The 21210-nt window shown below is 47.3% G+C and carries 15 protein-coding genes, 10 tRNA genes, 3 rRNA genes and 1 other RNA gene; all 29 read left to right on the forward strand.

What is annotated here, in order from left to right; translation table 11 throughout:
- Positions 1 to 163 precede the first annotated feature (163 nt).
- Positions 164 to 1501, forward strand: a complete 1338-nt coding sequence (rho, locus tag PPM_RS00695; RefSeq protein ID WP_013368779.1) for a transcription termination factor Rho — start codon at positions 164 to 166, stop codon at positions 1499 to 1501.
- Positions 1502 to 1595: 94 nt separating this feature from the next.
- Complete coding sequence (locus PPM_RS00700) at positions 1596 to 2867, forward strand: radical SAM protein (RefSeq protein ID WP_013368780.1); 1272 nt, start codon at positions 1596 to 1598, stop codon at positions 2865 to 2867.
- Between the two features lie 152 nt (positions 2868 to 3019).
- Positions 3020 to 3217, forward strand: a complete 198-nt coding sequence (gene rpmE / locus PPM_RS00705) for a 50S ribosomal protein L31 (protein ID WP_013368781.1) — start codon at positions 3020 to 3022, stop codon at positions 3215 to 3217.
- A 111-nt stretch (positions 3218 to 3328) separates the two neighbouring features.
- Positions 3329 to 3595, forward strand: an RNA gene (gene ffs / locus PPM_RS28165) — signal recognition particle sRNA large type.
- 155 nt (positions 3596 to 3750) lie between these two features.
- Positions 3751 to 5502 (forward strand): DNA polymerase III subunit gamma/tau, encoded by a 1752-nt coding sequence (gene dnaX, locus PPM_RS00710; protein ID WP_014599367.1) that lies wholly within the window; start codon positions 3751 to 3753, stop codon positions 5500 to 5502.
- A gap of 40 nt (positions 5503 to 5542) precedes the next feature.
- Positions 5543 to 5854 carry a YbaB/EbfC family nucleoid-associated protein gene (locus PPM_RS00715; RefSeq protein WP_013368784.1) on the forward strand — a complete coding sequence of 104 codons (312 nt, stop codon included), beginning with the start codon at positions 5543 to 5545 and terminating at the stop codon, positions 5852 to 5854.
- Between the two features lie 26 nt (positions 5855 to 5880).
- On the forward strand, positions 5881 to 6480 hold the full coding sequence (gene recR, locus PPM_RS00720) for a recombination mediator RecR (protein ID WP_013368785.1): 600 nt from the start codon (positions 5881 to 5883) through the stop codon (positions 6478 to 6480).
- A gap of 212 nt (positions 6481 to 6692) precedes the next feature.
- Positions 6693 to 7004 (forward strand): DUF2508 family protein, encoded by a 312-nt coding sequence (locus PPM_RS00725; protein WP_013368786.1) that lies wholly within the window; start codon positions 6693 to 6695, stop codon positions 7002 to 7004.
- On the forward strand, positions 7001 to 7276 hold the full coding sequence (locus PPM_RS00730; RefSeq protein WP_013368787.1) for a pro-sigmaK processing inhibitor BofA family protein: 276 nt from the start codon (positions 7001 to 7003) through the stop codon (positions 7274 to 7276). The genes PPM_RS00725 and PPM_RS00730 overlap by 4 nt, the downstream gene beginning before the upstream one ends.
- Before the next feature lie 408 nt (positions 7277 to 7684).
- Positions 7685 to 9238, forward strand: a 16S ribosomal RNA gene (locus PPM_RS00735).
- 117 nt (positions 9239 to 9355) lie between these two features.
- Positions 9356 to 9472, forward strand: a 5S ribosomal RNA gene (rrf, locus tag PPM_RS00740).
- Positions 9473 to 9511: 39 nt separating this feature from the next.
- Positions 9512 to 9588 (forward strand) — tRNA-Ile (locus PPM_RS00745).
- Between the two features lie 20 nt (positions 9589 to 9608).
- Positions 9609 to 9684, forward strand: a tRNA-Ala gene (locus tag PPM_RS00750).
- 129 nt (positions 9685 to 9813) lie between these two features.
- Positions 9814 to 12740, forward strand: a 23S ribosomal RNA gene (locus PPM_RS00755).
- The 16S, 23S and 5S rRNA genes sit together here with 10 tRNA genes alongside, the layout of an rRNA operon.
- Positions 12741 to 12871: 131 nt before the next feature.
- Positions 12872 to 12963: transfer RNA gene (locus tag PPM_RS00760), tRNA-Ser, on the forward strand.
- Between the two features lie 28 nt (positions 12964 to 12991).
- A tRNA-Met gene (locus PPM_RS00765) sits at positions 12992 to 13068 on the forward strand.
- Positions 13069 to 13078: 10 nt separating this feature from the next.
- Positions 13079 to 13154 (forward strand) — tRNA-Val (locus PPM_RS00770).
- A gap of 4 nt (positions 13155 to 13158) precedes the next feature.
- Positions 13159 to 13234 (forward strand) — tRNA-Thr (locus PPM_RS00775).
- A 19-nt stretch (positions 13235 to 13253) separates the two neighbouring features.
- Positions 13254 to 13330, forward strand: a tRNA-Asp gene (locus PPM_RS00780).
- 77 nt (positions 13331 to 13407) lie between these two features.
- Positions 13408 to 13480, forward strand: a tRNA-Phe gene (locus PPM_RS00785).
- Between the two features lie 9 nt (positions 13481 to 13489).
- A tRNA-Tyr gene (locus PPM_RS00790) sits at positions 13490 to 13575 on the forward strand.
- A 7-nt stretch (positions 13576 to 13582) separates the two neighbouring features.
- Positions 13583 to 13655 (forward strand) — tRNA-Lys (locus PPM_RS00795).
- A 157-nt stretch (positions 13656 to 13812) separates the two neighbouring features.
- On the forward strand, positions 13813 to 14955 hold the full coding sequence (locus tag PPM_RS00800) for a PucR family transcriptional regulator (RefSeq protein ID WP_013368789.1): 1143 nt from the start codon (positions 13813 to 13815) through the stop codon (positions 14953 to 14955).
- 103 nt (positions 14956 to 15058) lie between these two features.
- Positions 15059 to 16183: an ABC transporter ATP-binding protein gene (locus PPM_RS00805; RefSeq protein WP_013368790.1), complete on the forward strand. Its 1125-nt coding sequence runs from the start codon at positions 15059 to 15061 to the stop codon at positions 16181 to 16183.
- Positions 16184 to 16535: 352 nt separating this feature from the next.
- Positions 16536 to 17474, forward strand: coding sequence for an HPr(Ser) kinase/phosphatase (hprK, locus tag PPM_RS00810; protein ID WP_013308232.1), 939 nt, complete (start codon positions 16536 to 16538; stop codon positions 17472 to 17474).
- Positions 17475 to 17517: 43 nt separating this feature from the next.
- A complete protein-coding gene (gene lgt / locus PPM_RS00815) occupies positions 17518 to 18573 on the forward strand; it encodes a prolipoprotein diacylglyceryl transferase (protein WP_013368791.1) in 1056 nt (351 codons plus the stop codon).
- Entirely contained in the window at positions 18570 to 19223 is a 654-nt protein-coding gene (gene ppaX, locus PPM_RS00820; RefSeq protein ID WP_013368792.1) for a pyrophosphatase PpaX, read from the forward strand. Before lgt ends, ppaX begins: the two co-directional genes overlap by 4 nt.
- A complete protein-coding gene (locus PPM_RS00825) occupies positions 19220 to 19717 on the forward strand; it encodes an acyltransferase (RefSeq protein WP_013368793.1) in 498 nt (165 codons plus the stop codon). Before ppaX ends, PPM_RS00825 begins: the two co-directional genes overlap by 4 nt.
- A 143-nt stretch (positions 19718 to 19860) precedes the next feature.
- Entirely contained in the window at positions 19861 to 21012 is a 1152-nt protein-coding gene (locus tag PPM_RS00830) for an acyltransferase (protein ID WP_013368794.1), read from the forward strand.
- Positions 21013 to 21210 lie beyond the last annotated feature (198 nt).

A 21210-nucleotide genomic window follows, 5' to 3' on the forward strand; every position in this document is an offset into this window, starting at 1 on the left:
TAACAATCTTTTATCAAAAAACCGAAATAATTCGGTATAATCCAGGCAGTTGGCTGCATAACTTTATTTGTTTTGGTTAAAATTATGTTGATGGTGTTTATGATATCATTGTCTATCATTTAGATGTATGAATGGACTTAATAATTGAATAGGTGGTTATTATATGGATCTGCAAATTTCCGATCTGGAAGAAATGAAGCTGACCGACCTGTACAAGCTGGCCAAGCAATACCAGATCCCGTACTACGGAACGCTCAAGAAGAAAGAATTAATTTTCGCCATCCTGCGCGCACAAGCTGAGAAGAGTGGATTAATGTTTATGCAGGGTGTTCTGGAAATACTTCCTGAAGGTTACGGCTTTCTGAGGCCGATCAATTATCTCCCGAGTACCGAAGATATTTACATCTCTGCTTCACAAATCCGCAAGTTTGACTTGAGAACAGGCGATCTTGTTTCCGGTAAGTGCCGAACGCCAAAAGAAAATGAACGGTATTTTGGATTGCTTCAAGTTAACGCCGTCAATGGAAGAAGTCCTGAGCAAGCTGCTGAGCGGCTACATTTTCCTGCACTGACTCCACTGTATCCGCAAACCAAATTAGTCCTTGAAACTTCCCCCAACCATTTGTCTACGAGAATTATGGATGTACTGGCCCCTGTCGGACTTGGACAGCGCGGACTTATTGTGGCACCTCCCAAAGCTGGGAAGACGCTTCTCCTCAAAGAAATTGCCAATAGCATTTCTACCAACAATCCCGAGATTGAGCTATTTGTCTTGTTGATTGATGAACGCCCTGAAGAAGTGACGGACATGCAGCGTTCTGTCAAAGGTGAAGTTGTGGCCTCTACATTTGATGAACTTCCTGAAAATCACATCAAAGTGGCAGAACTGGTGTTGGAGCGTGCACTGCGTCTCGTAGAACATAAAAAGGATGTTGTCATCCTGTTGGATAGTATTACACGGTTGGCTCGTGCGTACAATCTCGTTATCCCTCCTTCTGGTCGTACTTTGAGTGGGGGTATTGATCCGGCAGCATTTCACCGTCCAAAACGCTTTTTTGGTGCAGCTCGGAATGTGGAGGAAGGCGGTAGCTTGACGATTCTTGCCACAGCGCTGATTGATACAGGATCTCGTATGGACGATATCATTTATGAAGAGTTCAAAGGCACAGGTAACATGGAGCTGCATTTGGACCGCAAACTGGCAGAACGTCGTATCTTTCCTGCGATTGATATTCGTCGTTCCGGTACACGTCGTGAGGAAGTACTGTTGAAAAAGGAAGAATTAGATACGATCTGGGCTATTCGTAAAAATATGACGGAAAGCCATGACTTTGTGGAAGGCTTCCTCAAAAAGCTGCGTAACAGCAAAACTAACGCTGAGTTTTTAGCTTCGTTTGATTTGACAGCACCTTCTTCCAGCGGTTCGCAAGGTAGCTCTGGTGGTCAACAACGAAGAACTACGCGTTCTACCACAGCGTCGGTTCCCGCCACAACCAATTAAACCCAATTCATGTATTTTATCTGTTCTGTAAGTAGACAGCCATTACCATTCTTTTGGTTAATGGTGCGCTTAATGGAACGAAAGGAGCTCCATAATGTATTTGGTGTATGCCGACGAAAAAGGCAATGTATATGATCATGCTTCTTTGTATGGGCTTGCCCGTAGTGCAGACATGATTGTTGAAATCATGGAGGATGAGCTTATTCCGTTGCCGGAAGGAGCCACACTGGTAAGCCTGCCCAGCACCCGCCCGGTCGGTATGAACCCTGAAACAGGGGAAATGGTCTCTCTTCCGGGAGATGTGCAGGCAGTAGGGGCTTTGTTACCGCAAGGTTTTACACGCCTGTGTCTGCCGGGATATGTGAAGACAGATAAGGATTATAAACTCCCCTTGTTCGGTTATTCGGCCGTTGTCTGGAAAGATGGGGCATTTTATGTAACAGCAGAGCAGAGTGACAGTCCTTCCAAATGGAATCCCGAAAACTGCGACCGCAATCAAGTTAAATTGGGAGTTCAGCGAATGACAGAACAGTATCCCGAAAATAGGCTGTACCAGCATTTGTCTAACTGTGCGCTGGGGTACGAATGTCTTACTTCTTCGAATACGTTCCTGAATCGCTGGGAAGGGGGAGTTCCGGTATCTTATTCTTGTAATGCGGGTTGCTTTGGCTGTATATCTGAACAGCCGGATGACAGTGGTTTTGTATCTCCGCAGACAAGAATGAACTTCCGTCCCCGCGTGGAAGAGATTGTAGAAGTTATGTTGGAACATTTGAAGACACCTGAGTCTATCATCAGTTTTGGGCAAGGTTGTGAAGGTGAGCCCTCCACTCAAGCCAAACTGATTATTGATGCGATCAAAGAAGTACGTTCCGTTACAGATATGGGGTATATTAATATCAACACGAATGCGGGACTGAATGATCATATCCGGGGAATTGTGGATGCGGGTCTTGATCTTATGCGAGTAAGTACAATTAGTGCATTGGACGACCATTACAATGCGTATTACAAGCCGCGCGGATACACGCTGGCTAATGTGGAAAAGTCACTCCGTTATGCGTCAGAGAAGGGAGTGTATACGTCCATCAACTATTTGATTTTTCCGGGTGTAACAGACCGGGAGGAAGAAATTGAGGCAATGATTGAATTTGCCAAACGCACTAAGCTCAAGCTGATTCAAATGCGTAATCTGAATATTGATCCTGAAAGCTATCTGGAATTGATTCCACCGGCTCAAGGGGAGATACTTGGTATGAAGCAAATGCTTGAGATTTATCGTGAGGAACTGCCGGATGTGGTTATCGGTTCTTACACTCATGTGCCGCCGCAAGGGCTGGCACGTCCCAAATTTGCCAGAACCTAAACGGTCGGAAGATATTTAAGACACACTGATCTTACACTGTTTTGTGTACTAAAAAGATGTTGAAACACTTATATTCAAGTGCTATAATTTGAACATGTGTTCATACAACTCTGGGCTGATAGGACGTTCAGGGCGGAAAGAGGTGAAAGTTAATGCAACAGGCTATTCAACCGAAGTATAACGTAACTAATGTTACTTGCGCTTGCGGGAATACGTTTGAAACTGGTTCTGTAAAAGAATCTCTGCGTGTAGAGATTTGCTCCGCTTGCCATCCGTTCTTCACAGGTAAGCAGAAGTTTATTGATGCTGGTGGACGTGTGGATCGTTTCAAGAAGAAATACGGTATTTAATAAGTTGCCGCAAGAGATAAAGTTATTAGAGCCTTCTGCAATTGCAGGAGGCTCTTTTTGTCGTTATTTGCTATTTGCATTTTGTGCAACCATGCGATATACTTATTTTCACCGTGCTAGATGGGGAGGTAGCGGTGCCCTGTAACTCGCAATCCGCTATAGCGAGGTTGAATTCCTGTTAGAGGTGTTGTTGATGTGAGGCTGGTCCCTGCGCACAATGTTGACGGTTGGGTCCTCCGCAATGAGTACTTGTGAACCTGGTCAGGTCCGGAAGGAAGCAGCCATAAGCAAGCCCACTCTTGTGCCGGAGGGTTGCCTAGCCCGAGTTGTTGTTCAGGGTTGCCGCTCGGATCACAACGATCAATAACAGGTGCACGGTTTATATTAGTAATTAGAACATCTTGGCAATTATGCGAAGATGTTTTTTTGTGTTTATAAATTGAAATGTGTCTGGTTTAGATTCGGACGGGAGTATAGTATAATGAAGTGACCATAAATGGTCATGAAAGTGAATGGGAAAGAGGGAACGCGCATTGGAACATATAGCGTTGTACCGTGCTTGGCGGCCGCAGGCTTTCAAGGACATGGTAGGACAACAGCATATTATCCAGACATTGCAGAATGCCATCCGCGAAAATCGCACGTCCCATGCCTACCTGTTCAGTGGTCCGCGAGGAACGGGTAAGACCAGTGCGGCCAAAATTTTGGCCAAGGCAATCAACTGTGAGCATGGACCTGCGCCGGAACCTTGCAACGAATGCGAAGCCTGTAAACGGATCACGGCCGGAGCGGTCATGGATGTACAGGAGATTGACGCAGCCTCCAACCGGGGCGTTGAAGAGATTCGTGATTTGCGCGATAAAGTCAAATATGCGCCCACAGAAGTGCGGCACAAGGTTTATATCATTGATGAAGTGCACATGCTGACGACGGAAGCGTTCAATGCGCTGCTCAAGACGCTGGAAGAGCCGCCGCCACACGTAATGTTTATATTGGCTACGACAGAGCCGCATCGGATTCCCGCGACAATTATTTCGCGTTGCCAGCGTTTTGACTTCCGGCGAGTATCGCTGGAGGAGCAGACAGAGCGGCTTGACCTGATATGCCAACAGGAGAACATCCAAGCTGATTTGGATGCACTGCAATATATTGCACGTCTTTCAGATGGCGGGATGCGAGATGCGGTTAGTGTTTTGGATCAGATATCCTCGTTTACTGATGGCCGGGTTACGTATCAGCAGGTGCTGGATATGACGGGTGGGATCGCATCCGAGCAATTCGGTAAATTGGCCTTGGCATTACTGAAAGAAGATGTAGGCACAGTGCTCCAATTGATCGAGAACTTTATGCAGGAAGGGAAAAGTGCAGATAAGTGTATGGAGAATCTTCTGTACTATTTCCGAGACCTGCTAATGATCAAGATGGTGCCGCAGGCGACCAAAATGACGGAGCGAGTGCTGAATCCGGAGCAGTTTAGGGAAGTGGCGGATGCTTTTACCAAGGAGCAGCTCTTTGCAATGATTGACACCCTTAATCGTTATCAGGGCGAGATGAAATATGCGGTTCAGCCCCAAACTTTATTTGAGGTAGCTCTATTGAAGTTATGCAGCATTCCGGGGGAAGCAGGAACTGCTGCTCAGCCGACTGCACAGCGCTCTGGTGCTGTAGCTGGCCAGGAAGATGTGGCTATGTTAAAGCGCCAGCTTGCTGAGCTGGAAAAGAAGCTGGAACGTGCAATGCAAGGTGGCTTGGCTGTTGGGGCGGGTCAGGAGACACCGTCAGGCGGCCGTCAGGCTTCTGGTGGTCGTGCCCCTGCTCCACGTCTTTCAGCGCCGGCTAAACTCCCGTCTCAGTTGGATCGCTATATTGCTGAGAAGTCAAGCGAAGCATTCGCAGCGGTGGGGCGTAAGTGGAGCCAGATTTTGCAAGGGGTAAAAGAGGCGAAAGTTACGGTTCATGCTTGGTTTATGGATGGTGAGCCGGTTTCTGTGTTAGAGGACAGTGTACTGGTCGCGTTTAAGAACAACATTCATCGTGAAACTACCGAAAAACCTGCCAATAAGCAGGTCATCGAGAAGGTTTTACATGAGCAGTTGGGGCATCCTTATCGTTTGGTAACGATGATGCAAAAGGATTGGAATGCTGCGATTGAAGGAGTTTCTGACCAACCTGCCGAAGAATTGCAACTGGAGCCGGAGCATGATGCGCCGGGAAAGTCCAAGGAGCCCTGGATTGATGAAGCGATTCAGCTTTTCGGGGAAGATCTGGTAGTCATTAAAGAATAATCAAATGTAGATGTATACTTCATTAAAGGAGATGATTGAAATGAACAATATGAACCAAATGATGAAGCAAGTGAAAAAAATGCAGGAACAAATGCTGAAAGCCCAAGAGGAGCTTGGTGGGAAAGTAATTGAAGGTTCTTCTGGTGGCGGTGTGGTAACTGTAGAGGTAAGTGGACATAAAAAAGTATTGTCTATCACAATCAAACCGGAAGCTGTAGATCCTGATGATGTAGAAATGCTGCAAGATCTCGTACTCACTGCAGTCAATGATGCTTTGTCCAAAGCGGATGAACTGGCTAATGATGATATGGGTAAATTTACAGGTGGTATGAAAATTCCGGGCTTGTTCTAGTCTGCTCATAAAGGAGAAATACGCTATTGCATTATCCCGAGCCGATTGCAAAGCTGATTGATGCTTTTACGCGCCTGCCGGGAGTAGGCCCCAAAACAGCTGCCCGGTTGGCTTTTCACGTACTGAAAATGAAGGAAGATGATGTGATTGATTTTGCCAAAGCGCTGGTCAATGTAAAACGCAATCTTCACTTTTGTTCAGTCTGCGGTAACATTACAGATACGGACCCTTGTAGGATCTGTCAGGATAAGACGAGGGATGCTTCCGTCATTTGTGTTGTTCAGGATGCTAAGGATTTGGTCGCTATGGAGCGTACCAAGGAGTTTGAGGGTTTGTACCATGTACTTCACGGGGCAATCTCTCCGATGGAGGGAATTGGCCCTGAGGATATCAAACTCAAGGAGTTGCTGACCAGGCTAAGTGATGAACGTGTCAAGGAGTTGATCCTGGCTACGAATCCGAACATTGAGGGAGAGGCCACGGCTATGTACATTTCGCGGCTAGTGCGTCCTTTTGAAATCAAGGTTACTCGTATTGCTCACGGTTTGCCCGTGGGCGGGGATTTGGAGTATGCCGACGAGGTCACCCTGTCCAAAGCGCTAGAAGGCCGCAGAGAGCTTAATTAGTAGGTGTAGTTATACGTTATAATTTATGAGTCTGAAATGTCCTTGGGACATCCTTGACTCGCTTAGGGAGCCGTTATGGCTCCTTTTTTATTTGCAGTAATAGATGCCTTTATAGACGTTCCCAGTTCTAAGTTTGTCCTCTACTCAATAAGTATGAATAAGGTGGTCTTGCAGACTGTACACATAATTCAGCTTGTGAGGAGGATGAATGAATGTGGGAACGGATGAAACAAAATTTCCGTCGTCAGGAGAATGGAAAATCAGAAGCGGAGTATCGCCAGGAATTGTTTGCTCAGATTCGAGCTTCGCATGCGGAATGGTTAAGAGCGCATCGTTTATTTCATGAAGCTACGGGTAAGGATGAAATCGACTACGCCATTTTTGTTCTGCAAGCTGCGGAACGTAAATATCAAATACATTTAAAAAGCGCAAAGCAACAAGGGTTACATCGTTTTCACCTGCCAGCAGATGAACCGGGGTATGCCAATGATACTGACCGGGTTCACAAACGGAGAGCGGAATGAGAGGGGTAGTCTGGCTTGTTTTGATTGCTTGTGCCGGAATACTGATGTATCTAATCCTCAAAAAACATCTGGGGATCGGTTGGTTTGTAGTATTCGGAGCGCATATGGCTCTGGCAGCTATTGCACTGTATGTTATCAATTATTCAGGATGGATTACACAGGTGTACATTCCGATTAACCCAGTGACGATGGGGGCAGTAACGATATTAGGCTTGCCAGGCATTGCGCTTTTACTGGGATTGAAAATAATATTGTTCGGACAGGCTGTGTGAAACGTTATTGTAGGGAAGGGAGAGTATGCAAAAAAAGTGGGTATTGGTGAGCCCAATGCGGTATTGTTTTATTTTTTAAATTATAGTTGACGACGAATTCAAAAATGTGATACATTAATTCTCGGCCTTTAAAGCCCGGGAATTTTTTTGTGTGAGCAATGCTTAAATGAAATTGAAAAATAATTTAAAAAAGTGTTGACTTAAATCCCGAGTGTGTGTTATATTAATTAAGTCGCCGCTGAGATGCGGTGATGAAGCAAAGTAAGACATAATGAAGGTTTGATCTTTGAAAACTGAACAACGAGTGAGTAAATTGATTTTGTTCGCAAAATCAACAATGAGATATTTTATCTCGTCAGTTTCAAAATGAGCTAATCGCTCTTTCGATAAACCAACTTCGGTTGGTCTTTAATGGAGAGTTTGATCCTGGCTCAGGACGAACGCTGGCGGCGTGCCTAATACATGCAAGTCGAGCGGGGTTATTTAGAAGCTTGCTTCTAAATAATCTAGCGGCGGACGGGTGAGTAACACGTAGGCAACCTGCCCACAAGACAGGGATAACTACCGGAAACGGTAGCTAATACCCGATACATCCTTTTCCTGCATGGGAGAAGGAGGAAAGGCGGAGCAATCTGTCACTTGTGGATGGGCCTGCGGTGCATTAGCTAGTTGGTGGGGTAATGGCCTACCAAGGCGACGATGCGTAGCCGACCTGAGAGGGTGATCGGCCACACTGGGACTGAGACACGGCCCAGACTCCTACGGGAGGCAGCAGTAGGGAATCTTCCGCAATGGGCGAAAGCCTGACGGAGCAACGCCGCGTGAGTGATGAAGGTTTTCGGATCGTAAAGCTCTGTTGCCAGGGAAGAACGTCTTGTAGAGTAACTGCTACAAGAGTGACGGTACCTGAGAAGAAAGCCCCGGCTAACTACGTGCCAGCAGCCGCGGTAATACGTAGGGGGCAAGCGTTGTCCGGAATTATTGGGCGTAAAGCGCGCGCAGGCGGCTCTTTAAGTCTGGTGTTTAATCCCGAGGCTCAACTTCGGGTCGCACTGGAAACTGGAGAGCTTGAGTGCAGAAGAGGAGAGTGGAATTCCACGTGTAGCGGTGAAATGCGTAGAGATGTGGAGGAACACCAGTGGCGAAGGCGACTCTCTGGGCTGTAACTGACGCTGAGGCGCGAAAGCGTGGGGAGCAAACAGGATTAGATACCCTGGTAGTCCACGCCGTAAACGATGAATGCTAGGTGTTAGGGGTTTCGATACCCTTGGTGCCGAAGTTAACACATTAAGCATTCCGCCTGGGGAGTACGGTCGCAAGACTGAAACTCAAAGGAATTGACGGGGACCCGCACAAGCAGTGGAGTATGTGGTTTAATTCGAAGCAACGCGAAGAACCTTACCAGGTCTTGACATCCCTCTGACCGCTGTAGAGATATGGCTTTCCTTCGGGACAGAGGAGACAGGTGGTGCATGGTTGTCGTCAGCTCGTGTCGTGAGATGTTGGGTTAAGTCCCGCAACGAGCGCAACCCTTATGCTTAGTTGCCAGCAGGTCAAGCTGGGCACTCTAAGCAGACTGCCGGTGACAAACCGGAGGAAGGTGGGGATAACGTCAAATCATCATGCCCCTTATGACCTGGGCTACACACGTACTACAATGGCCGGTACAACGGGAAGCGAAGCCGCGAGGTGGAGCCAATCCTAGAAAAGCCGGTCTCAGTTCGGATTGTAGGCTGCAACTCGCCTACATGAAGTCGGAATTGCTAGTAATCGCGGATCAGCATGCCGCGGTGAATACGTTCCCGGGTCTTGTACACACCGCCCGTCACACCACGAGAGTTTACAACACCCGAAGTCGGTGAGGTAACCGCAAGGGGCCAGCCGCCGAAGGTGGGGTAGATGATTGGGGTGAAGTCGTAACAAGGTAGCCGTATCGGAAGGTGCGGCTGGATCACCTCCTTTCTATGGAGAATCGTTTCCTGCGATGGAAACATTCAAATATGAAGCGTAAGCTTCAAACTCAGGTTTAGGCCTGTTACTCACTCGTTGCTCAGTTTTGAGAGCTTAAACTCTCAAGCGTTTGGTGGCGATAGCGGAGGGGTTCCACACGTACCCATCCCGAACACGACCGTTAAGCCCTCCAGCGCCGATGGTACTTGGACCGTAGGGTCCTGGGAGAGTAGGACGCCGCCAAGCGCAACCACTAAAGAAAAACTTTTTTTGGTGGTTTATTATGGGCCCTTAGCTCAGCTGGTTAGAGCGCACCCCTGATAAGGGTGAGGTCGGTGGTTCGAGTCCACTAGGGCCCACCATAAATTTTATATTTTCTTTTGGGGCCATAGCTCAGCTGGGAGAGCGCCTGCCTTGCACGCAGGAGGTCAGCGGTTCGATCCCGCTTGGCTCCACCAAAAGATTTATTATTGCACCTTGAAAACTGGATACCGAAACGAAATTGCGTTTTAGAATATTCCTTTAAGCTGATCTTGTGTAAACAAGTGAAATAAAGGTAGCATATCGTATTTACAATGTAGATACTAGGTTAAGCTACAAAGAGCACACGGAGGATGCCTAGGCGCCAGGAGCCGACGAAGGACGTGGCGAACAACGATAAGGCCTCGGGGAGCTGTAAGCAAGCTTTGATCCGGGGATGTCCGAATGGGGAAACCCGGCTGTCTTCATCGACAGTCACTACTCACTGAATTCATAGGTGAGTGAGAGGCAGACCAGGGGAACTGAAACATCTAAGTACCCTGAGGAAGAGAAAACAATAGTGATTCCGTCAGTAGCGGCGAGCGAACGCGGATTAGCCCAAACCAAGGAGCTTGCTCCTTGGGGTTGTGGGACGTCTCACATGGAGTTACAAAGGAACCGGTTAGATGAAGAGGTCTGGAAAGGCCCGCCAGAGAAGGTAAAAGCCCTGTAGTTCAAAACTTGTTCCCTCCGAGACGGATCCCGAGTAGTGCGGGGCACGTGAAACCCCGTATGAATCCGGCAGGACCATCTGCCAAGGCTAAATACTCCCTGGCGACCGATAGTGAAGCAGTACCGTGAGGGAAAGGTGAAAAGCACCCCGGAAGGGGAGTGAAATAGATCCTGAAACCGTGTGCTTACAAGAAGTCAGAGCCCGATCTATGGGTGATGGCGTGCCTTTTGTAGAATGAACCGGCGAGTTACGTTCCCGTGCAAGGTTAAGGTGAAGAGCTGAAGCCGCAGCGAAAGCGAGTCTGAATAGGGCGACTGAGTACGTGGACGTAGACCCGAAACCGGGTGATCTACCCCTGTCCAGGGTGAAGGTGCGGTAACACGCACTGGAGGCCCGAACCCACGCATGTTGAAAAATGCGGGGATGAGGTGGGGGTAGCGGAGAAATTCCAATCGAACCCGGAGATAGCTGGTTCTCCCCGAAATAGCTTTAGGGCTAGCCTCGGAAAGAAGAATCGTGGAGGTAGAGCACTGATTGGGTGCGGGGCCCGCAAGGGTTACCAAGCTCAGTCAAACTCCGAATGCCATAGATTTAGTTCCGGGAGTCAGACAGTGAGTGCTAAGATCCATTGTCGAAAGGGAAACAGCCCAGACCATCAGCTAAGGTCCCCAAGTGTGTGTTAAGTGGGAAAGGATGTGGAGTTGCACAGACAACCAGGATGTTGGCTTAGAAGCAGCCACCATTGAAAGAGTGCGTAATAGCTCACTGGTCGAGTGACTCTGCGCCGAAAATGTAACGGGGCTAAACACACCACCGAAGCTATGGCTTGATGCTTTGCATCAGGGGTAGGGGAGCGTTGAATGCGGGTTGAAGGTGTACCGGAAGGAGCGCTGGACTGCATTCAAGTGAGAATGCCGGTATGAGTAACGAAAAGATCTGTGAGAATCAGATCCGCCGAAAGCCTAAGGGTTCCTGAGGAAGGTTCGTCCGCTCAGGGTAAGTCGGGACCTAAGGCGAGGCCGATAGGCGTAGTCGAAGGACAACAGGTCGAAATTCCTGTACCACCGTAATCCGTTATGAGCGATGGGGTGACGCAGTAGGGTAGTGACGCGGACTGATGGATGTCCGTCTAAGCAGTGAGGCTGATGTGTAGGCAAATCCGCACATCGTTAAGGCTGGGCTGTGATGGGGAGCGAAAATTGGAGTAGCGAAGGTCATGATCTCAGACTGCCAAGAAAAGCCTCTAGCCAGGAGAAGGTGCCCGTACCGCAAACCGACACAGGTAGGCGAGAAGAGAATTCTAAGGCGCGCGGAAGAACTCTCGTTAAGGAACTCGGCAAAATGACCCCGTAACTTCGGGAGAAGGGGTGCCTCGGTAGGGTGAATAGCCCGAGGGGGCCGCAGTGAAAAGGCCCAAGCGACTGTTTAGCAAAAACACAGGTCTGTGCGAAGCCGCAAGGCGAAGTATACGGGCTGACGCCTGCCCGGTGCTGGAAGGTTAAGGGGAGTGGTAAGCCTTCGGGCGAAGCTATGAACCGAAGCCCCAGTAAACGGCGGCCGTAACTATAACGGTCCTAAGGTAGCGAAATTCCTTGTCAGGTAAATTCTGACCCGCACGAATGGCGTAACGACTTGGGCGCTGTCTCAACGAGAGATCCGGTGAAATTTTAATACCTGTGAAGATGCAGGTTACCCGCGACAAGACGGAAAGACCCCATGGAGCTTTACTGCAGCTTGATATTGAATTTGGGTACGATCTGTACAGGATAGGTGGGAGCCGTAGAACTTTGAGCGCCAGCTTGAAGGGAGGCATCCTTGGGATACCACCCTGATCGTATCTAGGTTCTAACTTGGTACCGTGATCCGGTACGAGGACAGTGTCAGGTGGGCAGTTTGACTGGGGCGGTCGCCTCCTAAAGAGTAACGGAGGCGCCCCAAGGTTCCCTCAGAATGGTTGGAAATCATTCGAAGAGTGCAAAGGCAGAAGGGAGCTTGACTGCGAGACCTACAAGTCGAGCAGGGACGAAAGTCGGGCTTAGTGATCCGGTGGTACCGCATGGAAGGGCCATCGCTCAACGGATAAAAGCTACCCTGGGGATAACAGGCTTATCTCCCCCAAGAGTCCACATCGACGGGGAGGTTTGGCACCTCGATGTCGGCTCATCGCATCCTGGGGCTGAAGTAGGTCCCAAGGGTTGGGCTGTTCGCCCATTAAAGCGGTACGCGAGCTGGGTTCAGAACGTCGTGAGACAGTTCGGTCCCTATCTGTCGTGGGCGTAGGAAATTTGAGAGGAGCTGTCCTTAGTACGAGAGGACCGGGATGGACGTACCGCTGGTGTACCAGTTGTTCCGCCAGGAGCACCGCTGGGTAGCTATGTACGGAAGGGATAAGCGCTGAAAGCATCTAAGCGTGAAGCCCCCCTCAAGATGAGATTTCCCAGTATGTAAGACCCCTTGAAGACGACGAGGTAGATAGGTTGGGGGTGGAAGTGCAGTAATGCATGGAGCTGACCAATACTAATCGGTCGAGGGCTTATCCTAAGATAAGACGCAAGGAAGTTTCGGATCCAGTTTTCAGGGTGTAACACCTTGGAATTACGCTTGATATTCAAATTCACTTTGCTGATAATCTGAATATCTTGTAGAATTTCACTAAGCGAGTCCATTCATATGGAGAGATACCCAAGTGGCTATAAGGGGACCCTCTGCTAAGGGGTTAGACTGCGAAAGTGGTGCGAGGGTTCGAATCCCTCTCTCTCCGCCATTTAGGACAAGCTAGTGAATTATGTTATGGCGGTGTAGCTCAGCTGGCTAGAGCGTACGGTTCATACCCGTGAGGTCGGGGGTTCGATCCCCTCCGCCGCTACCATACATACCCAGGAGGCTTAGCTCAGCTGGGAGAGCATCTGCCTTACAAGCAGAGGGTCGGGGGTTCGATCCCCTCAGCCTCCACCATTGTGCCGGTGTAGCTCAACTGGTAGAGCAACTGACTTGTAATCAGTAGGTTGGGGGTTCAAGTCCTCTCGCCGGCACCATTTTTTTTGAAAAATATAGGGAACTGTGGTGTAGAGGCCTAACATGCCTGCCTGTCACGCAGGAGATCGCGGGTTCGAATCCCGTCAGTTCCGCCATTTTTCAGTTTAATATTTTCACCGTACTAAAGTGGGAAGGGGTATCCCTCCGCACTTTATTTTTTTGCAATGGATATGGCTCGGTAGCTCAGTCGGTAGAGCAGAGGACTGAAAATCCTCGTGTCGGCGGTTCGATTCCGTCCCGAGCCACCTTTATATGGAGGATTAGCGAAGTGGCCAAACGCATCAGACTGTAAATCTGCTCCCTTACGGGTTCGGTGGTTCGAATCCATCATCCTCCACCAGTTTTATGAGCCATTAGCTCAGTTGGTAGAGCACCTGACTTTTAATCAGGGTGTCGAAGGTTCGAGTCCTTCATGGCTCATCAGAAGTCATCAACTATAAGTTGATGGCTTTTTTTGTGTTGTTTTAAGTTATGTTTTTATATAGCTTTTTGTTTTAAGGTATCGACAGGTTATAATAAGTTCATTATGTTCGCTTAGTGTTTATCTATATTCTAAAAAAAGTGAAGTGGTGATCGCGTGACTTTGGATACAGAGTGGATTCAGCAACAGCTTCAGAATATAATTCAAGCGCCTTTTACCATAGTGCCTTGGTGCCCAGAAATGATGGCAGAAGGAGAATCAACCGATTCAGTCATACCGGATAGATCATTTGTTAGTGAAAATAAATTATATTTTCCGTTTCGTGCATCGGTAGGTGAACTGGCTGCTTTTGCGGTAGAGGCCAGATACTTGTCGGATCGAGAACGGAAGTTGATAGAAGCGCTACTGGGGAACATGGAACAAGTTTGGCACAATGGTCCAAGCTTGTCGGTCAACCGGGCTTATAGCGAGGAAGAGCGGATGAATCATTTTGGACAATGGCTCATACAGCAGGCTGCCAACCTAAGCAGTAAAGAAGAGGTTCCTGCTGAATTAGAACTTCGTGATCCGCTATCAGCGTGTATGGTGCCGTTTTTGCTAAATGGTGAGGGAACACAGGATGGGGCTATTACCTATACGCAGCTTCATCGATTGTTAGCGAGCTATTTTGGAGGGGATGTGCTGCTTACTCCATTAGACGAACAATCTTGGCTGATTCTGGCTAGAAAGGAGCTTTTATTAGGAGCCGACGATGAACGGGATAAAGATACTGAGACCAGGGAGACAGATTTTGCGGAACCGCTGGAGGAGGTACTTACGGCTTTTAGCTTGGGGTTATATGAACTTATCGCGAATGAATGGGTCGGTGTATTCCATTTGGCGATTTCCAAGCCCTCGATCCCTTTGCAAAGTCTTCCCCACGAGCTGAATTTATTATGGGAGACAATCCATCTTGGCAAGCTTTTTCATGTAACAGAGCACATCCACCTTTCATGGGAGCATCATTTGGAGAGACTGTTAAATCGCATTCCCAAGGAGCAGCGTGTACTATTTTTGGAGCAAGTAATGAAGTCATCTGTCATACTGGAAGACTCAGAAACGATGGCTACATTGGATATCTTTTTTCAACTGGATTGTAATGTGAGTGAAACAGCCAAGCGTCTGTATGTTCACCGAAACACGTTGATTTACCGTTTGGACAAGATTAAACAGGAGACCGGATTGGACGTGAGGACGTTTAATGATGCGGTTTTGGTCAAACTATATCTACTATTGTACAAAGTGACAAAAAGGAAATAGCATTTTTGTGCAGTTTGCGAATAGTCATACTTTGGGTACTAGGGTAAGATACAAGTAGAAAATGTATTCGATTTCAAAACTTGACCTTGGGGAGGCAAAAGCTATGGCTGGCGTACGTTTAGAGCATATTTTTAAGAAATATCCAGGTGCAGAAAAAGCTACGGTTGTTGATGTCAATTTGGACATTCAAGATAAAGAATTTCTCGTATTGGTTGGTCCTTCTGGTTGCGGGAAATCTACTACACTTCGTATGATTGCTGGTTTGGAGGAAATTTCAGACGGTAAATTGTACATTGGTGATCGTGTTGTGAACGATGTGGCTCCAAAAGACCGCGATATCGCGATGGTATTCCAATCCTATGCCTTGTATCCGCATATGAACGTATACCAAAATATGGCCTTTGGTCTGAAGCTCCGCAAGGTTAAAAAGGAAGAAATTGATAAACGTGTACGTGAAGCGGCTAAAATCCTTGATATTGAGCATCTGCTGGATCGCAAGCCGAAAGCGTTATCAGGCGGTCAGCGTCAGCGTGTTGCCTTGGGACGTGCGATTGTACGTGACCCACAAGTCTTCTTGATGGATGAACCGCTGTCCAACTTGGATGCCAAGTTGCGTGGTCAGATGCGTGCGGAAATCACGAAGTTGGCTAAGCGTCTGGAAACGACCGTTATCTATGTAACACATGACCAGGTTGAAGCCATGACGATGGGTGATCGGATTGTAGTTATGAAGGATGGTATCATTCAACAAGCTGCTTCCCCGGATGAACTGTACAACCGTCCAGTGAATCTGTTCGTAGCTGGTTTTATCGGCTCTCCTACGATGAACTTTATCTCGGGTAAGCTGGTTGAAAAAGAAGGTGCGCTGCATTTCGCAGCACCAGGTCTGGATCTGTTTGTACCTGAAGGTAAGGGACAGATTTTGAAAGCGAAAGGCTACATTGGCAAAGAAGTGATCTTGGGCATTCGTCCTGAGGATATTCATGAAGAGCCTGTATTCTTAGAGGCTTCTCCGAACACGATCTTTACATCCACTGTGGATGTAACGGAAAACCTCGGTCATGAAATGCTGTTGTACCTAAGTGGTGCCGGAAACGATACGATTATTGCCCGTGTAGACGGACGTTCCAATACTCGTGATGGTGTCAAAGCGAAGTTGGCTGTTGATATGAACAAAGTTCATATTTTTGATAAGGAATCGGAATTGAGCATTCTGGTTGGCGAATAAGATTAGCCTCTGGAAGAGAGTCGCAGTTTTCCCCAAGCGGAGAACTGCGACTCTTTTGTATATGATATCCGATACTAGCTTTGGCATTGCATTCAATGGAAAATTCCGATACGATGGGTGTACAATGGTGCAGGTTTAGATTCAGACAAGGTTCGTTGGCATAAGTCCTAGATTGGTGGGGCTTGGAGGTCCAACTGTCGGGATAGGGATAGCCTGGAATCCTATTGTTAAATCAAGTCAAGTGTGGACTCATTCAGGATAGACTGTGTGGGCTTGTATGGTTAATAGAATAATGCTACATAAATCAAATGGCGTATAGAATCCGGTTTTTGCAGATGAAGGAGAGAATACAATGGCTAAACAGGTAAAGGTATCCGAGCTTGTACAGCAGTTTCAAATGGAGGTTATTTCCGGTGAAAAAGGTCTGCGCAGACTGATCACCGTGGACGATTTGAATCGCCCAGGCCTGGAGATGGCCGGGTATTTTGAATATCATACACAGGAGCGGGTACAGCTTTTGGGAAGGTCTGAGCTGGCTTTTCTGGGTATGCTGCCTCCTGAGGAGCGACGGGATCGGATGGAGCGTTTGTGTACAGAGCTGACTCCATGTATTATTATCACACGTGGCCTGGAGGTACCGGCCGAGTTAGTGGAGGCAAGCGCAGAGCGAGATATTCCTGTACTGCGAACCAATATGGCGACGACGATTTTATCAAGCCGGATCACAGGTTTTCTGGAAAGAAAGCTGGCACCTACGGCGACTATTCATGGTGTACTGTGTGACGTGTATGGCGTGGGAATGCTTATCACTGGCAGTAGTGGAATTGGTAAGAGTGAAACAGCACTGGAACTTGTTAAACGTGGGCATCGCTTGGTAGCAGATGATGCGGTAGAAATCCGGCAAACGTCCGACTTTCAGTTGCATGGAACAGCACCTGAACTAATTCGTCACCTGCTTGAAATTCGTGGCGTGGGCATTATTAATGTGATGACACTGTTTGGTGCTGGTGCAGTTCGTAATAATAAGCGGATTACATTGGTTGTCCGTCTGGAGGCATGGCAACAGGACAAGCAGTATGACCGTCTCGGTCTCGATGAAGAAACCACACGCATTATTGATACAGATGTTCCACTCGTTACGATTCCAGTACGTCCGGGCCGAAATCTGGCTGTTATTATCGAGGTAGCGGCCATGAACTATCGGTTGAAACAAATGGGCGTTAATGCAGCTCTGCAATTTACAAACAAGCTGACTGCGACGATTTCTGAAGATATGGAAGAGATGGATTAAGGTTCGTTCGGTTGCAAGGAAGAACAAGGAGTGAGAGAAACATATGTCAACGGCAACATTACTGCTGAATCCGATTGCTTTTTCAATCGGGGCAATCAAGGTCCATTGGTATGGGCTTATTTTGGGGCTGGCGGCACTTGTGGGTTTATATCTCGCCATCCGTGAGGGAAAAAGATTCGGTATTCCGCAGGAATTCTTTATGGATATGCTGCTTCTGGGTGTTCCATCGGCCATTATTGGAGCGCGTATTTATTATGTAGCCTTCAAATGGGAAGACTACCGAGATAATCTATGGGATGTCTTTAAAATTTGGAACGGCGGTATCGCGATATATGGTGCCTTGATTGGTGCCATTATATGTGCGGTTATTTATTTCCGCTATAAAGGGTATAACTTCTGGCGTATCGCTGATATTTGTGCGCCGGGTCTATTAATCGGTCAAGCGATTGGACGCTGGGGTAATTTTGTCAATCAAGAGGCTTACGGTGGACCAACGGAAGAGACTTTTTTGCGCAATCAGCTACATCTACCGGACTTCATTGTGAATCAGATGAACGTTAACGGGGTGTTTCATCACCCTACGTTCCTGTACGAATCGCTGTGGAGTATTGTAGGCGTGATTTTGCTGCTTGTGATTCGCCGGATGAAATTTGTACGTGCGGGTGAAATGTTTGCATTTTACTTCATTTGGTACTCTATTGGTCGCTTTTTCATCGAGCGGGTGCGGACGGACAGCTTAGCCTTTCAGGGACCGGACTGGTTGGCTTCCTTTGTGAATGCTCTGTGGTCCCCTATGGTATGGCTAGGGTTTGAACCGGGGTACTTGGATCCGAATTACGGTAACGTACGGATCTCACAGTTGCTTGCTATTTTCATCATTGTAGCTGCTGTGATTTTCATCTTGGTTCGTCGTCGGAAGGGCTCAGCCGTTGCGAGATATAGCGACCCGATTGTCTCCAGCAAGACAGGGATTGATCAGGTACCTGATGTGACGCCAGAACAGGTGTCCCGTCCTGGACAGGATGCGGTTTCTCCAACTGCCACGGTGGATAAGCTATCTAAGGAAGACACGGATGAGGACAAGAAGGAGCATCTATGATAAATACGATTTTGTTTGATTTAGACGGTACCATTATGGATACGAATGAGTTGATTATCAGCACATTTTTACACATTTTGAACCATCCAGATGCTGATCCGCTAACGCGGGAGCATATTATTCCTCATATGGGGGGAACACTGGACGATCAACTCCGTACTTTTACGGGATTAACGGATGTATCTGGGCTAATCAAAGACTACCGTGCTTATAATCAAATTCATCATGATCAAATGGTGAAGCCATTTCCACATGTTATTGAGGTTATTCAGGAGCTGCGCGCACGAGGAATTAAGCTAGGGGTTGTAACAACTAAAATACGACCATCCACGATGCGTGTACTTAACCTGTTTGATCTGACTTCGTCTATGGATTACATTGTGACGGTAGACGATGTGGAACATCCGAAGCCTCACGCGGAGCCAGTGCTTAAGGCCTTGGCAGGTCTGAATGCTGAAGCGGAACATACGTTGATGGTTGGAGATAGCTCCTTTGATATTTTGTCAGCTCAGGCGGCAGGTGTGAAATCTGCGGGAGTGGCCTGGTCGCTCAAGGGTGAGGAAACTCTGCGCGGATATGGACCAGACTACATGCTATATGATATGAGGGATTTGCTGAAGCTGGAGCTTCAAGGTGTCAATGTATCGTGAGAAAGGTGAACCGCTATCCTGTAGAAGGTCCCAATGCGTTGTGGCAAATTTATCGGACGGTGAGCCCTTGGAAAGGCGTTAAGAACTTTATTTTTATACAGATTGCCCGGTATTGTCCTGTGCTTTCTCTGAAAAATGTTATCTACCGCAGAATGCTGGGGATGAAGGTTGGGCAACATGCCGCCTTCGGTCTGATGGTGATGGTGGATGTTTTTTTTCCAGAGCATATTACGATCGGGAACAATTCGGTTATTGGATATAACACGACCATACTGGCTCATGAATACCTTATACAGGAGTATCGCATCGGTAAAGTGGTGATCGGGGATCGTGTGCTGATCGGCGCGAATACAACCATATTGCCGGGTGTTACCATCGGTGACGGAGCTGTGGTAGCGGCCGGAGCGGTTGTGCATAAAGATGTACCGGCAGGTGCATTTGTAGGCGGTAATCCGTTGCGTGATTTAAGACGCTCTGGTGTGGATGAAAAGTAAATAGCACGATAAGAAAGGCCCCTTATGTATTAAGGGGTCTTTCTTGTGCTGTTTTTCTGTATAATAAGTGGGGTAATGCATATTGGTTATGTTTAAAAATTGATAATAGTTATTTTTGCAAGGCGATATGGGAGCGTGTTGATTTGGTCAAAAAAGAACGTATACCAGAGCTTGATATTTACCGAGGAATATTAATTGCGGCCGTCATTACTATTCATGCAACTTCAATGGCATTGATTGATGCGCGTCATTCTCTATTGTTTTACCCCTTTTTATTTTTAAATATGTTTAGCAGCTTTGCAGTGCCTGTATTTATTTTTGTGAGCGGTTTTGTTTTATTTTACAATTATGTTGATCGGCCACTTCGTGGAAAGAGTATGCTTTTGTTTTTTCGAAAAAGACTGATGTTTATTGTGTTACCCTACGTTTTATTTTCTCTTATGTACTATTTGACCTTGGTGACACGTGGGTTGATGCCGCTTAGTGATCTTCCGCTCGTGCTGCTAACGGGAAAGGCGTATACGCATTTGTATTATGTCATTATTATCATCCAATTTTATTTGGTCTTTCCGCTACTGTTGTGGGGAGTGCAGCGTTTACGTCATTGGATATCGAGTCCACGGAGAGCAGCTTTTGTCATTTTGGCAGTAGGGTTGGTCATTCAATGGGGGTTTGTACTGCTGAACAAATATGTTTGGCAAGAGGAGAGAGGAAGCCTTGCGATTACGTATATCAGTTACTTTGCCTTGGGTGCCGCTGTAGCGATTGGATATGAAGGGTTTAAAAAGTGGCTTTTTCCAGTCCCAGGTACGGTAATGGGTCGCGGCCAGTTGATCAGCTGGTGGGCCCTGTGGGCGGCTTGGTTATTACTCGGGATCGTTTATGTACAAATATGGTTTATAGCCTACCGCAAAGCCATTTATGCGGACTCGCTGGTCTATGAACTGCTACATAATGCATATGCTCTCGTATCTGCATTGGTGCTGTTTCAGTTATCGGTTTTATTATATCGTCATACTAGTGATAGACTGCGAATGTTCATCAGTTGGCTGGGAGCATGTTCTTTCGGTATATATTTACTTCATCCGGCGCTATTACGAGTGTATCGCAAACTGGATTTGCATGGTACACCGATAGAATATGTCTTCTCTGTTGCTGGCGGATGGGTGTTGGCGCTGTTTGGATCATGGCTGATTGTGACGTTGTTTTTTCGATATGTACCATTTTCATGGATCGGTTTGGGCACAGTTCCGAAGTTTCCATCCCAGAGTAAAGATGAACAGGCAAACTGCTAAATATTTTGACTTAGACTGTTGGCTTAAGGCTGACAGTCTTTTTTTAGGATTCATGCATTTTGCATTGGATAAAATATGGAGAGGGACAGCGATTGTCTAAGCTGTAAAAATGGGCTGCTTCGTTTGGTTGACGTTCATAAGTAGGGCATGATAATATATCGAATATACTTTAGTTTGTTAGCACTTTACCATGATAAA

Source organism: Paenibacillus polymyxa M1 (genome assembly GCF_000237325.1).
Taxonomy (GTDB): Bacteria; Bacillota; Bacilli; order Paenibacillales; family Paenibacillaceae; genus Paenibacillus; species Paenibacillus polymyxa_C.

Coding starts and splice junctions, on each gene's coding strand:
- rho (WP_013368779.1), top strand. CDS start 164: ATGGATCTGCAAATTTCCGATCTGGAAGAAATGAAGCTGACCGACCTG.
- lgt (WP_013368791.1), top strand. CDS start 17,518: ATGTCAACGGCAACATTACTGCTGAATCCGATTGCTTTTTCAATCGGG.
- PPM_RS00725 (WP_013368786.1), top strand. CDS start 6,693: ATGTGGGAACGGATGAAACAAAATTTCCGTCGTCAGGAGAATGGAAAA.
- PPM_RS00730 (WP_013368787.1), top strand. CDS start 7,001: ATGAGAGGGGTAGTCTGGCTTGTTTTGATTGCTTGTGCCGGAATACTG.
- ppaX (WP_013368792.1), top strand. CDS start 18,570: ATGATAAATACGATTTTGTTTGATTTAGACGGTACCATTATGGATACG.
- rpmE (WP_013368781.1), top strand. CDS start 3,020: ATGCAACAGGCTATTCAACCGAAGTATAACGTAACTAATGTTACTTGC.
- hprK (WP_013308232.1), top strand. CDS start 16,536: ATGGCTAAACAGGTAAAGGTATCCGAGCTTGTACAGCAGTTTCAAATG.
- PPM_RS00700 (WP_013368780.1), top strand. CDS start 1,596: ATGTATTTGGTGTATGCCGACGAAAAAGGCAATGTATATGATCATGCT.
- PPM_RS00805 (WP_013368790.1), top strand. CDS start 15,059: ATGGCTGGCGTACGTTTAGAGCATATTTTTAAGAAATATCCAGGTGCA.
- PPM_RS00715 (WP_013368784.1), top strand. CDS start 5,543: ATGAACAATATGAACCAAATGATGAAGCAAGTGAAAAAAATGCAGGAA.